This is a genomic window from Treponema sp. (genome assembly GCF_052169735.1).
Classification (GTDB): domain Bacteria; phylum Spirochaetota; class Spirochaetia; order Treponematales; family Treponemataceae; genus Treponema.
In genome coordinates this window covers 1-13,287 of record NZ_JBQNBW010000068.1, presented here as the reverse complement: position 1 = coordinate 13,287, position 13,287 = coordinate 1, and the positions used below count along the sequence as shown (strand labels likewise).

The following is a 13,287-nucleotide window of genomic DNA, read 5'->3' as shown; positions in this document are numbered from 1 at the left end:
AACGCAGAGTTTCATCTAAAGCACCGCTCTGTTCATATTGCCCGGTATTAAAATCCAGATAGAGCACCGGATATTCCTGCCATGCATCTCTATTTTCCAATACTGCTTGCTCTTCCTCGGCTTTTTCAAGGTATAGTCCCTTGAACAGTTCTTTTTGTCCGCGGAAATATGCTGCCAAGGTCGAAAGGAACAAACTCTTGCCAAACCGCCGCGGGCGGCTGAGGAAATAAGGATTGGAGCTTTGTACCAGCTTCCAAATAAATAGGGTTTTATCAATATAGAGGTATTCATCTCTGCGCAGTTTTTCAAAACTCTGTATGCCGATCGGCAATTTTCTTAGAAAACTCATGGAGTAAGTATAGCAAGATTTGTTCAGTCTGACAATTTCACTGTTCGTCCACAGCCGTTATAAAAGTCAAACGATATAAAAATCGGTACGTCGCCGGAAAGTGTAGGGTATTAGGGCATCTTTAAAAATAGAAGTTTCTGGACAGGTTTATTCTCCTTACCTTTTTGTAAGGTTTTGACAGTAGCGCTGGTATAAAGTCTTTATTCGTGCGGAGGGGGTAATACCCCGATGTTCTCGTCTGGGTTGTTGATTATCTTTCATTCCTTCTATGCATTATCAGAGGAAAGATGACCGTACCCTAGTTTTTAATCTAAAAATGATAAAAAAAGCTGTGAGCAGTTCCGCGGTAAAACATACAAGTGTAAAAAAACCGTAGTGGGCATCCTTCATATTAAAAAGTTTTACTGTCCAACACACGTGGAAAATAAAAACACACAAAAACGCGGCAAGGCTTATAATCCCTATCATTGTGTTGACTTTAGAAACCGAAAAAGGACCGGCATTAACAGAAAAGAGCTTCGAGTCGATCGGATCATCATTCTGATTTTCAAGATTGCCGAACAGATAGGCTTTATAGCTGTCTTGTTTTTTACCAAAGCGGTTGGTGAGTTCCTGATTCGTATGGTCAACCCCTTCCCAAAATGCTTTGTTCCCGCTAATTGCAGCAATATTACTTTCGTATAGTTCATACCACGCCTTAGATCCCTTTGCCATTGTTATCCATAGCACTGAAAAGGCTAATCCGAGCAAGGTAATTGCAATCGGAATAAGCCCGAAAAGAGTTATATCATGCAGTACCAACGTGTCTGGTTGATCTGTTTTATTTTGGGTAAGGGTTTTGTTTACAGTATATGTTCCAGTGATTTCTTTCGGATACTGTTCAGATACTATGTACCGGTTTTTAAAGAGAAGCAACATATCCGCGCAGAGGGAAAAATTACCGCTATTATACTCTGTTTGTGTTTCAACAGCCGTGTACTTTGGGATAAAGAACTCTTTCATATACCCTGTATACAAAGCAGCTACGGCAAATAAAAACGCCGCTAAAAAAATTGATCGTTGCCATAGATGCTCCAGCTCAAAATCCCGCCCTTTCCATAGATATTTGTAAATATCCATTGCAGTAGGTAAAGAGCTATCGGTTGATTCTTGTGTGTGTTGAGGTTTATCCGTTGGAGTCATTGATTGCCTCGATGTTTATTGCCATTGATATTTTTCTTTTCTTTCGCTGTGTTTTGCATTCATCAAACTATGTGCTTGTATCAAGTAGTTTTAATAGCTCTTCTTTAGACATATCTTTAAGGGACAGTTGTTCAACTGTTGCCCGATAGAGCTGTACTGCTGTATTTTGCCGGGAGGCTTCTTGTTTTCCCTTCTCTTCATACAATTTAAATGCAAAAAATTTATGACTGATAGGTATTAAAAAGAGAAGAAATATTGTCATCAACAAACCGTAAATGATTAAACGTATATGCTCATCTTGAAGTTTTCCAACTACATACAGCAATATTCCAGATATAACCAACATAACTGTGCAGAGAATTATAAAACAAGTTGGAGATAGCTCGCTCCATTTTTCTGTTGAGCTTTTCTCAAGTAATTTTTCTAGTACCGTTACGGTATTATCTGGAATAGTAATCGTTGTAGTATTTGTTGCTTCGCTCATCAAAAGCCACCTCCTTCTCCTCTCAATATAAATTCATTCAAGTTTTCGCTATTATTCCGCTGGGGATTGCCGCCTTTCGGGACAAGCCTTTGCCTATCATTTCTTCCGTTAAGCGGGGTATACTCTACTTCTCAGGCAGTGTAATACAGCCTGTTTACACGCTGTTTCTGACAGGCTCCAAATATCTTTATCTCCTTGGGCAATGCCGGTGTATGGAACTCCTGTTGCACCGTGCAGATGACATAGCTTGCAGTGTTGGATATAGCATTCCGCAATCGCTAGATGCTGACCGGCTCATATTTATACCTCTCTGATATAAATATACACCTACTTGATACTAATTTGCAATCATTTGGTATGGTTTTCTTTCTCTTTGTGAATACTCAGCTACACAGGGTGAATGGACCAGTGAGTTATTACAGGAAATCACTATCCCCGACATATATCTCAGCCAAGAAACTGCAGCCCTAAACCTGCTTTAGCTTGAAAAAGAGAGATTGAGCGGGCAATCACGGTATCAAGCCGTGAATCATACGCTTCACGGTTTCCATCTGAGCAGGAGAGAGCTGATACAAATCGCGGACAACATCGTTAATGGCAGCATATTTCTGATTTTGCGGAAGCCGTTCGCCGGTTACTAGATATTCAACCGAAACTCCAAGCGCTTTTGCAATTTTTACGCCCGTTTCAACATTCGGCAGTACCCCTCGCGCATCAATATATGACAAAAAGGTGCTGTTACTGATCCCCGTCTTTGCAGAAATCTCCTTTACCAGCAAGCCTTGATATTCAATTTCTTCTCTAAGCCTATCCTTAAAAGCCATTGAGTACAGTATAACAAAATCTTGATGTAATCAGCTTGACGAAATCAATATCTTGTCGTAATATTTTATTAAACATCAATATATTGTTCTTCCGGCTGAGTAAAGCTGCATAAAGTTGAATATCGGCTTTTTGTGTTTAAGATTTTGGGCGGCTTTTTGCGGTACAACCGCAAAAACCAGGCTTTTCGGGGTTCCGCCTTTCGGCTCCATTCCTTCGGAACTGCTTCGCAGCCCCTACAATCCTTGCCGCATTAAAACTTAACAGCGAACATCGTATGTTGATGAAACCAAGATAAGGAGATTATATGAAAACAAAACTGTTTTTGTCGGTATCGGCGGCGTTTCTTGCCGTTGTACTTGTTGCAGGATGTGTGAGTACGCCTAAAAGTCAGGCCGTGAAAGATATGAAAAATCTTTCGTATGCGAATCAGCCGAATGGTGAATTAGAGCTGATAAATAGAACAGAATACGAGTTAGTCGTTTTTGCGGGGAAGATTGATCGTAAAAATATTCTTGGCGGTATTCACGCCGGTGATACTCGTTCTTTTGATTTTAGAAATTTTTTAAGCGCCAATTCCGGGGCTTTTTTGTGTAGAGCTGTGAAAACCGATGTGTATGCGCAAAAAGGCGGCTTTGTTAATGAAACCGATGTAGTTTGGGCTAAATTGGTTACTTACGGCAATAGTAAATCTTCTTTTACCGTTATGAATGAAGTAGGTGGAGAAGGAAAACTCTTGTTTGAAAACGCTTCTCCGTATCCTGTTGAAGTTCGTTTGAATGGGACAACAGGACAGGTACTAACAACGTTACCGCCTCATTGCAAAGAGCAATATGTATACGTAAAACCGAATTCGAGAGGGTATGTTTATTTTCCGACGTATCTTATGTATGACAGAGATACAGGAAAGATAAATAGTATTACCGGTAAAGAAGATGACGGTATATCTGCAAGACCTGCCGTAGGAAGTGAAACCCCTCAAACGGTCATTTTTCCTATGCCTAACGGTAAACTATTCGGTGCACGGGTTGCTTATTTAACAATAAAGAATGAAAGTGGCAGCGCCTTTATCTTTAGAGATGATAACACTGAGGTCCTTTCGCAGAATGGTTATACGATGATAAATTCCGGTGAAACATTGACATTTGAAGTTGATGCAACGGAACAAGGTAAGACATTCAGAGCGCTGAATGCAGACTTCCGTGTGGGCGCCGCAAATAAACGGTATGTCAAATTCTTTAATGGGGAGCCGGTAGTATTCAAGGCCGGTGTGGAATATGAAATTGCTGTTTATAACAAAAACGGTGCGGTAAAAACCGAAATAGAAAGTTCATCTGAACGCTCTATTGAATATGATTTAAATTCTCAACTTGATTTGGAATAAAAACATAAGGTAAGAAGGCTTCCGTAATTTTAATAGTTACGGAGCCTTCAATGTGTTATTATGCGTAAAATAGTATTGTATATATTGGTATTATCTCTGTTTTTTTCTTGTCGTTCCGTACAATCCGCAAAAATAGAAACTTCGACCGTAAAAGAACTGTCCGTATCTTTTAATAATAATACGGATTTTGCGATTGATATACTTGAAAATAATCCTGAAGCAATTTCCGCTGTCTTGCATATCGAACCTAAGCGGAACAAAACGTTTACTAAAAAAATTTATGCCGGTGATGATATATCGTTGTTTTTTTATGCAAAATTTTATATTCCAGTTGGTAAAACCGTTGTGTCTGTAATTGACTATAGGGAAAATAGAGTAGAAACAAAAAATGGACTCAATCAGACTGTTAGTATCACTACATTAGGAGCCGTAATTAAAAATTCGCCGTATTACGTGGTGCTTAAAAATAAAGCCGATAAAGAAATTTCTGTATGTAATTCAAGCGCAAAAAGCTTATACATCACGCTTGATAAAACAAAAAGTGTAGCACCGGAAAATATAGCCGTATACTCATCAAAAGAGAGAGCATTCTATACACAGCAGGATAAAATATCCATGCGCATTTTATATAACGATAAAGAATTTGACTTTCCAATTACCTTCCTCCAATCCGGTTTTGTCTATACCTACATTTTCGACGGAAAACGGATTGTAAAAGAAGATGAACGTCCGTTGCTTAAAATAGGTGAACCATTGTGGAAGCAGAGCGGCGCGGATGGTGTTTCCGTTTCAAACATAATGTCCGCTCCGGCGGGAGATTCTTTTTATGCTGTCGGAAAAGTCCGAAAAAAGGATGCGAACGGAAGTCTTTATGATGCCGGTTTTATACAATGCACTGAAAGGAATGGTACGGAACGGTGGACTCATTTTTTTGAAGAAACCGGCTGCGACAGCGCCGTTTATGACGGTATCGTGTTGGAAAACGGTGATCTATTAGCAGCAGGGCACACGAGCGGCGACGTGCAAAACGGACTCCTACTATTGTACTCATCCGGCGGCGTTTTATTGAATACACAGAAAATTACCGGCAGCTCCGGCTTTGAATCCGTTACACCCCTTTCCGGCGGAACTTTTTTAGTTACCGGTTTTGACAGCAAGGATAAACTCATGTTCGGAAAGGTGCATATCGAAAAAAGCGTCATCCGCTATGAATCTTTTACCGCTCTGCTGCCGCTTGCCGGAACCGAATTTGTTACAAGTGCACATCCGCTCTACGACAGCCGTACGAAAACGCTTTTTATATGCTGTAATATGCTTGATACCGAAACCGAATTGCCGCTGCCTTCGGCGCTGTTTGCACTGGCGGAGAACGGTACGGCAAAGCGAATCCCCTTGCTGCATGCAATCAAATCCGTTGCAGCAGTCTCACAGGATGCAAACGGTGTGCTGTATATTGCCGGAGAAACCGGAACGGCAGAGCATTCAACGGCAATGATTGTAACGGTTGACGCTGCGCAGAACAAGCAGGCTGCGTTTTATACCGGCGGCACACCGTATGCCTACATTGCAGACATGCTGCTGAATGAAAAAAGCGGTGAGCTTATCATCGCGGGAACCGAAAAAGCGGCGGACAGCGCAGGTAACGGTGGAACACCTTTTTTCAAAAGCCTCGCGCTTGCTTCCGGCAAAGAACTGTGGACGGCGGGGTACTCGGATAAAACCTATGAACTTTTATCTTCTTTTATTCCCTGTACCGATTACGGGTTTATTGCGCAGTTTACTTCTGTGAACGAAGACGGCGAATATTCTTCGCCTATTTGTACCGTCCGCCTTAGCGCAACAGGGAAAACGGAGAAGTGAGCGTTTTTTGAGAATTTCGCTTATTTTTGAGTGATATTTTATATTTTTGTGGTATAAGGAGAAACAAACATGAAAAAAACGGCAATAGGACTGGTATTGGTTCTATCGGTAATGCTTTTCGGCTGCACCTCCGTGCCAAATCGTAGTGATTCCGGTATTTCTTTTGTGTCAGCTTCATCGGGGCGTCTTGAAATCAGCAATGACACAAACTTTGATTTAGTCGTTTTTGCCGGGAAAGTTGAACACGGTAATGTGTTAGGTGGCATCAAAAGCGGCCAGACCCGTTTATTTGATTACAGCGCATTTCTTTCTGCAAAAAACGGCGCTTTCTTATGCAGAGCAGTCAAGCTTGATGAGTATAACGTAAAAAACGGACATGTTTCTGAAGATGATACGATTTTTGCTGCTATTGTCGTCTACGGTAACAATAAAGAAGCTTCTATCGTTATACCGAAGGAAATCGGCGGAGATGGAACCGTGCATATCAGCAATGCAAGCCTTGCTTTGTGCGAAATTGTTACTGATTCTCCGAGTGGTCAACTTCTTACAACCATTCCTGCCGGTAGATATACAACGATACTGTATTTAGAAAATCGCGGCCGCCGCCCGTATCAGCTTTTTATTCGATATGTTATTTATGACAAAACGCATCCCGAAGTGATACTGAAAAGCGTATCCCAAGACAGTATATACGCCAGAGCAGAAACCGGTGGGCCGAGTACTATCTTAGATATTGTACCGCCTGAATCGTTTATACAAGACGGCGTTACATACGCAAATTTGGATTTGGAATAAAACAAACGTTAGGAGATATGTATGAAAAAACGAGTTATGTTGGCAGCTGTAATAAGCTGCGTAGTGATCTCTGTACTGTCTGCACAGCAGTCTATTGAAGGGGTGCTGCGAAAGTTTGACGGAGCCATATCGCAGGCGGCGATTCCGAAAGCTCAAGTTTCGATAGGTTTTATTTCGTATGCGGAAACCGATACGAGCGGTACGGTGGTGCCGTGGATGCAAAGCGAAATAAAAAAGGCTGCGGCAAAGATGCGTCATATCGATGTCATACAGTCGAAAATGCTGCCACCGCAGGAACAAACCGGCATTGCAACTCGCGGCGCTTCTTTCGGCAAACACCGGACGATCGCTCCTAAGGATCGAAAGTATATCCTTACCGGTAAATACTATGAAAACAAAACGGCAGGGGTTGTGGAGTTGACCCTTGAGCTGTCAAGCACGAGTGGAAAACTGCTTGCTTCCGAGACTGCTTCAATCCCGATGACGGAGATCAGCAATAGGAACTTAATGCTCTATCCCGAAAACCTTGCGCAAGCGGAAGCTATCAAGGAAGAATTTACACAAGCCGCAGCGGAAGTCCAAAACGCCGAACCTACTGCTGCAAACAAGACGCCGCAGAAGGCCGGTTCACCGTCTGCCACAGCAAAGAGCGGAACAATAGATATTACTGCGGTTATGCTCGATTCGGAGAATAACCTTGTGGATATTCTGTATCCGGGCGATACGGTTAAATTTCTTGTCAGTACCGGCACGGACGCCTACATCGCCATTATGGGGATAGACGCGCAGGGCAATCAGTATTGGCTGCCGGTACAAAACAACTTCTTAAAAGCCGATATGCCGCGTACCTTCCCCGATGGCGATGTGGACTATCAGGTGGTGGACGGGGTGTTCGGCTCGGAGCACCTTTTTATCTACGCGGCTTCAACTCCCGACGGGCTTCCCAAGCCGGTCGGCGAAGGGGCTTATCAGCCCAACACCGTTTTGAATGCCACACGTGGTATGATTGCTGTTGCCAAGCAGAAGAAGCTGGAAACAGGTACTTTTGTTATTCCGTACACGGTGATGAAAAAGTAATTTGTTATGTAGGGGGGATTTTTCTTTTTTTCCGATAAAAAGAAAAATTCCCCCTACGACCCCCAAAAAGAAAAATGACGGGTAAAGAGGGGGGGCATATTACTGTATCCCCCTCTTTACAATCTCCCCCATCACTGAATAAGGAGATTTAAAATGAAGTATCTTAAAAAATTATTCTTGCTCTGCTGTACCCTGTTTGCGTTTACAGCCGCCGCGGTAACGGCGCAAGAAGCTAAAAACGCCTTGTTGATTGCGAATGGCGATTATGCGCGGGATATGGGATCGTTGAAAGAGCCGATACCGGAAGCGCGGTCGTTAAAGTCCGCATTGGAAAGTATCGGCTTTAACGTTACGCTGGTGCAGAATGCAGACCGCGATCAGATGCGGCGTGCCTTAAAAGCCTTTAAAGACAAGACGAGGAGCGCCGGCGGCATTGCCTTTTTCCACTACGGCGGGCACGCGATGCAGATAAAAGGGGCGAACTACCTTATTCCGCTGCGGGCAGCGCTTGAAGATGAGCAGGATGTTGCCTATAACTGTGTAAACGTAAACGACCTGATGGACAGCATGGCAGGGGATTCCAACGTGGTCGTCCTTGATTCGTGCCGGAATAATCCGTTTGCGCAAAGCGCGCACCGCGGGGCTGACACGCGCGGACTTGCAGCTATCGGCATAAAACCGAAGAACTCGATCATTGTGTATTCGGCCTCCGAGGGAAACACGGCGCAGGACGGAGTATTTACGCCCATTCTGACCAAACGGATAACCGAAAAAAACAGAACCTTTTCCGACATCCTTATTAGTATTCGCAATGAGGTACAAACGGCTACATCCGGCAAACAAAACCCCGGTGAATACCGCGAGCTGACGCGGCCGATTTACTTAGCGGGTTTTGACGCATCCGCGCCGGTTCAGCAGGCGGTCTACACGCCGCCGGTACGGCAGGAAAACCGGAACAATACCGGCGACCGGACGTACCGCGTAAACGGAGTGAGCTTTACGTTGAAGCCTGTAGCTGCTGTACAAGGCGCGGTACTGGGGGATAACAGGCAAAGCGATAATAAAGAGCATACGGTAAATCTTTCCGCCTACTATATAGGAGAGACGGAGGTAACGCAGGAGCTGTGGCGGGCGGTGATGGGAAGTAATCCGAGCAGTTTTACCGATTCGGTAAAAAATCCGGTAGAGAGGGTAAGCTGGTACGACTGCATCAAATTTTGCAATGAGCTGACGGCGGAAGTGATGGGAGAAGAGCACTGCGTGTACAAAGTAAGAAGAGAAAGCGTTACAGCCGATTTTAGCCAAAAAGGGTTTAGGCTGCCTACGGAAGCGGAATGGGAATATGCAGCGATGGGGGGAAAGAAGTATAAATGGGCAGGGACGGACAGTGAAGACCGGCTTAAAAAATATGCATGGTATGATGCAAACAGCAGCGGTAAGACGCATGAGGTAGGACAAAAAGAGGCGAACGGATACGGGTTATACGACATGAGCGGAAACGTATGGGAATGGTGCTGGGACTGGTACGGTAGTGTGTCCGGCGGCCAGAGCGATCCGTGGGGCGCTGCATCCGGTACTTCCCGCTTCTTACGCGGAGGTAGCTGGGAGAATGACGCGAATTTCGTCGCTCGTGCCTTTCGGGACATCATCTACCCGGACTTTCGCTACGGCAATCTTGGCTTTCGTGTGGCTATGTCCAAGAATTGACGCTGCTACTCTGACAGGATGTCTGTGGTTCTCCGCAGAATCGAGTTTGTAGAACAAACTCGAAATTAAAAAATGTACACTGACGTACATTTTTTAATAATGCCATCCGTGGCGGTACGCGGCGAAACCGAACACGCAAAATGTGTAGTTAGTAAAAACAAAAACGGCAAAAGCCGGTAACGAAGAAAGAATGTGTGATTTGGGGCAATGAATACTCGATAATTCAAATTACCAATTAATTATAGAAAGGAGCTATTAAATGAAGCATCTTAAAAAACGGTTGTTTTGCGGTGTGCTGATACTGATTGCTGCCGCAGCATTTAGTCAAGAAGTTAAAAATGCCCTGCTGATTGCGAACAACGATTATGCAAAAGGGTACCTCGCAAATCCGGTGCCGGAAGGAATCGGGTTAAAGACTGCTTTGGAAAGTATTGGTTTTAGCGTTACGCTGGTACAGAATGCGGACTTAGAAACGATGCGTAAAGCGCTGAAGGCATTTAAGAAAAAGAGTGAGTCATCCAAAGGCATTGCTTTTTTCCACTACGGCGGACATGCTGTACAGATAAATGGTGTTAATTACCTCATCCCAGTCAATGCACAAATAGAGGATGATGATGAGGCAGCAGATGTTCAAGATAAACTCTTAAATGTGGATCGTATTATGGACAGTATGATCGGTGAGGCTAATATTATTATCCTTGATTCATGTAGAAATAACCCATTCGGGCAAGGTAAAACCCGTGGTGGAGCTGATACACGAGGTCTTGCTGCATCAGGCGGCGGAAATACAAAAGCTAAAAATTATATGATCGTCTATTCTGCCGCTGCCGGACAGACTGCGAAGGATGGTTTGTTCACTCCGATTCTCACAAAAAAGATAACTGAAAAAAATAAGAACTTTGCCGAAATACTCACAGATATACGTAATGAAGTAGATAAAGCAACAAATGGTAACCAAGCTGCCTTTGAGTATAATGGTCTCAAAACGAAGGTTTATTTAGCCGGTATACCAACAAATGTTACAGCAAGCACCGGACGCATTAATATCTTTAGCGGGATAGCTGGGGATGTATACATTGATAATGCAAAAAAGGGCACAATTAAAGAAGATGGTGAGCTGTCAGTTGAACTTCCCAACGGTTCTTATACAATAGAAATTAGGTCTGAAATTACTACATGGAAAAGAACAGCAAAGGTTGATTCTGATAAGACAGCTCATATTCGCTTAGAAACCGGGAATATTTTACTTTCAAGTGATATTGCAGGCGAGGTCTATATTGATGGAAAAAAGTATCGTGAAGATGTAAAAGAAAAAATACCGCTTTCGATAAAAAAATTGCCACCTGCTAAATATACAATTGAAATACGGAATGGAACAACGTCTTTAAAAAAAGATGTTTTGGTTACCGAACAGCATGATGAACCTATTCATATAGCAAATACAAATACTGCCGAAACATATACGAAATCAACAGCAGTACAAACTTCTTCCGAGTCTGCAAAGAATACAAAAGAGCAACCGGCACAGCGTCACTCTACACGTAGCGCAGCTCCTTGGTATTCTTTGGGGGTATATGCCGGCTATAGTCTCTCTCATTTTACAGCGGCGCCTTTTTCTTTTACCGGGCATGGAATAAGTTTCGGTATTCTTCCCTTGCAAATGACATTCGGCATATTTGATCTAAAAGCGGCAGTTATTGGTTATGCCCTTGCATACAAATCGATCAATAATGAAACATTACTGTATCATACATTTGATATAGTACTTGCAAAAGCAGGATTAAAATTTGCGGGTTTTTCTTTCCATATCGGTTTAGGTACACCGTTGCTATGGGAGACTGTAAAACACCCATCAGTAGAATCAGGGACGCTGACAAGATTCGCTATTAGCATACCTATTGATATACAATATGCATTTAATAATTATATTTCGATGTATACCGAATATGCACCTACATTTCCGGTAGGTAATCGTGCTATACCGCTCTTTGAGCATTCGTTCAATCTCGGTGTTAGTGTTAATTGTGTTAATTTGTATTAAGAGGATTAATGTATGAAAAAGAAGCTATGTTTTTTATTTGGTATTGTATTACTTATTACTTGTTGTTCATATAACCCGAGTCTTATCTATAACCGGGTATATCAATACGGAAACTATAAGTTTAAACAGCTCGATAGTCATTCCGTCAGCTTTTGCGGATTTGCAAGTGATCAGGCGGCACAAACAGCACAAGCAGTTTCCAGAACCTTTGTTATTCCGGAAACAATATACGGTCAGCCTGTTACAAAAATAGAGCGTGAAGCCTTTATGTCCTCTACGTTGTTTGATCAAATCGTTGTACCCAAAACGGTAACGGTGATTGGACGTGCTGCTTTTTATAACTGTTCGGCAAAGATAAGCGCCTCCGGAAACATTTTACGTGATGAAGGGCATCTTTCGCCTTTAGGGGATAATGCTAACAACGAAGGAAACAACAATGGCAACGGAAATCATAATGGAGGAAATAACAGTAATTACGGTTCTCCTTTTGAGCAATATGTAGGTCAGTATTCCGGTACGTATAGCATATCAGGGGGCGGAATGGGGCAGCAGAACGGTAACTGGAGAGGGGTTGTTGATAAGAGCGGTCGCATGACGGTTACCTTTGATAATATGCCGCAATCTTTTTCTCCGATACTTACTCAGACAGGGGATTTTTCATCAGATGGTCATAACGGTCCGCCTCTTAGAGGGTCAATACGGAACGGTCACGTTACCGGTGTACTTTTTGATACACCGGCATTCCAACAACAAATGGGTACTTTTGAAGGTCATCGGTCGTAAAAGTTCTTTCTAACTTAATGCAATAGTTGAAAAAATATCAGCGTCATGCAGATTCTGTGTTCTGCAAGGTAATTGCTTCCCCGGTAAAGCGTACCTGCAAATTAATTTTTGAGACTGTTGCATTACTGTGCTTTGAGTGTATACGTTTAATAAACAAGTTTTTCAAAAACACAGGCGGTTAACAAAGCTGCGCTCATTTAGCCGCTTATAATAAATCTTTTTGGAATAGTCAATAGTAGTGCAGTGCCTAAACATTTAAGCAGCACTTTTTTTAGCTGCTGTTTTTCTATATACCAGTGGAGGTGAGCCATCGGGATTTACCGTCGTTACACGCTTGGTGTTGTAATAGGCAAACGTGTATCTTCAGACGATTGTCTTGACTTCCTCAACGGTCAGTTTTGTCGTATCAAGCTGATATATCTTTTCCTTTTTCAGCGTCGCAAACCAGCTTTCCATCCGTGCATTATTCCAAGGTTTATTTTAAGCGGTACAAATGGTACCGCTTAAAAACGCTTCGAGTTTGCTTATCGCAAACATCGCCTATTGATTGCACTTTTTCATTTCATTGCAAAAGTGCGGCAATTCGCCAATCCTCGCCTTTTGATTCGCAATCCGCTTTAGCGGATAAGATAAACCGTTTCCTTACAGAACAAGCCGACAGGCTTGATAAAGGCTGCGGTTGTCGATTTATAGGAGCATTTGCCAACTCCGCTCATACTCTGGACAGCGTGCAGCTGTCCGAGCGTCTTTTTGTACTCGCCGCTTGTATACTGGCTTCCACAGTCACTATGAATTATCGCTCC

At 43.0% G+C, this 13,287-nt stretch carries 11 protein-coding genes and 1 pseudogene; 7 read left to right on the top strand and 5 right to left on the bottom strand.

Features of this window, described 5'->3' with window-relative positions:
- From ACTTJ8_RS10080 to ACTTJ8_RS10065, 4 genes are all read right to left on the bottom strand, one after another.
- On the bottom strand, window positions 1-349 hold a 349-nt coding region (locus ACTTJ8_RS10080), incomplete at its 3' end, for an AAA family ATPase (RefSeq protein WP_442719921.1).
- A gap of 276 nt (window positions 350-625) precedes the next feature.
- Complete coding sequence (locus ACTTJ8_RS10075; protein ID WP_442715544.1) at window positions 626-1,531, bottom strand: RipA family octameric membrane protein; 906 nt, start codon at window positions 1,529-1,531, stop codon at window positions 626-628.
- Between the two features lie 67 nt (window positions 1,532-1,598).
- Complete coding sequence (locus tag ACTTJ8_RS10070) at window positions 1,599-2,015, bottom strand: hypothetical protein (protein ID WP_442715545.1); 417 nt, start codon at window positions 2,013-2,015, stop codon at window positions 1,599-1,601.
- 509 nt (window positions 2,016-2,524) lie between these two features.
- Complete coding sequence (locus ACTTJ8_RS10065) at window positions 2,525-2,839, bottom strand: helix-turn-helix domain-containing protein (RefSeq protein WP_442715546.1); 315 nt, start codon at window positions 2,837-2,839, stop codon at window positions 2,525-2,527.
- Between the two features lie 305 nt (window positions 2,840-3,144).
- Here ACTTJ8_RS10065 and ACTTJ8_RS10060 point away from each other — a divergent pair, with 305 nt between their 5' ends.
- From ACTTJ8_RS10060 to ACTTJ8_RS10030, 7 genes are all read left to right on the top strand, one after another.
- Window positions 3,145-4,221 (top strand): hypothetical protein, encoded by a 1,077-nt coding sequence (locus tag ACTTJ8_RS10060; protein ID WP_442715547.1) that lies wholly within the window; start codon window positions 3,145-3,147, stop codon window positions 4,219-4,221.
- Between the two features lie 60 nt (window positions 4,222-4,281).
- Window positions 4,282-6,081, top strand: a complete 1,800-nt coding sequence (locus ACTTJ8_RS10055; protein WP_442715548.1) for a hypothetical protein — start codon at window positions 4,282-4,284, stop codon at window positions 6,079-6,081.
- Window positions 6,082-6,150: 69 nt separating this feature from the next.
- A complete protein-coding gene (locus ACTTJ8_RS10050) occupies window positions 6,151-6,876 on the top strand; it encodes a hypothetical protein (protein ID WP_442715549.1) in 726 nt (241 codons plus the stop codon).
- 21 nt (window positions 6,877-6,897) lie between these two features.
- Window positions 6,898-7,953, top strand: a complete 1,056-nt coding sequence (locus ACTTJ8_RS10045; RefSeq protein ID WP_442715550.1) for a DUF4384 domain-containing protein — start codon at window positions 6,898-6,900, stop codon at window positions 7,951-7,953.
- A gap of 153 nt (window positions 7,954-8,106) precedes the next feature.
- Window positions 8,107-9,660 (top strand): SUMF1/EgtB/PvdO family nonheme iron enzyme, encoded by a 1,554-nt coding sequence (locus tag ACTTJ8_RS10040; protein ID WP_442715551.1) that lies wholly within the window; start codon window positions 8,107-8,109, stop codon window positions 9,658-9,660.
- 259 nt (window positions 9,661-9,919) lie between these two features.
- Complete coding sequence (locus ACTTJ8_RS10035) at window positions 9,920-11,701, top strand: caspase family protein (RefSeq protein WP_442721094.1); 1,782 nt, start codon at window positions 9,920-9,922, stop codon at window positions 11,699-11,701.
- Between the two features lie 12 nt (window positions 11,702-11,713).
- Window positions 11,714-12,484, top strand: coding sequence for a leucine-rich repeat domain-containing protein (locus ACTTJ8_RS10030; RefSeq protein ID WP_442721093.1), 771 nt, complete (start codon window positions 11,714-11,716; stop codon window positions 12,482-12,484).
- A gap of 617 nt (window positions 12,485-13,101) precedes the next feature.
- On the opposite strand, the pseudogene ACTTJ8_RS10025 reads toward ACTTJ8_RS10030, so the two are convergent.
- A pseudogene (locus ACTTJ8_RS10025) lies at window positions 13,102-13,287 on the bottom strand (hypothetical protein); the annotation flags it as partial.

Bases quoted from the DNA above. Each gene is read 5' to 3' on its own strand.
- ACTTJ8_RS10075 (WP_442715544.1), bottom strand. From the start codon at position 1,531: ATGACTCCAACGGATAAACCTCAACACACACAAGAATCAACCGATAGC.
- ACTTJ8_RS10070 (WP_442715545.1), bottom strand. From the start codon at position 2,015: ATGAGCGAAGCAACAAATACTACAACGATTACTATTCCAGATAATACC.
- ACTTJ8_RS10065 (WP_442715546.1), bottom strand. From the start codon at position 2,839: ATGGCTTTTAAGGATAGGCTTAGAGAAGAAATTGAATATCAAGGCTTG.
- ACTTJ8_RS10060 (WP_442715547.1), top strand. From the start codon at position 3,145: ATGAAAACAAAACTGTTTTTGTCGGTATCGGCGGCGTTTCTTGCCGTT.
- ACTTJ8_RS10055 (WP_442715548.1), top strand. From the start codon at position 4,282: ATGCGTAAAATAGTATTGTATATATTGGTATTATCTCTGTTTTTTTCT.
- ACTTJ8_RS10050 (WP_442715549.1), top strand. From the start codon at position 6,151: ATGAAAAAAACGGCAATAGGACTGGTATTGGTTCTATCGGTAATGCTT.
- ACTTJ8_RS10045 (WP_442715550.1), top strand. From the start codon at position 6,898: ATGAAAAAACGAGTTATGTTGGCAGCTGTAATAAGCTGCGTAGTGATC.
- ACTTJ8_RS10040 (WP_442715551.1), top strand. From the start codon at position 8,107: ATGAAGTATCTTAAAAAATTATTCTTGCTCTGCTGTACCCTGTTTGCG.
- ACTTJ8_RS10035 (WP_442721094.1), top strand. From the start codon at position 9,920: ATGAAGCATCTTAAAAAACGGTTGTTTTGCGGTGTGCTGATACTGATT.
- ACTTJ8_RS10030 (WP_442721093.1), top strand. From the start codon at position 11,714: ATGAAAAAGAAGCTATGTTTTTTATTTGGTATTGTATTACTTATTACT.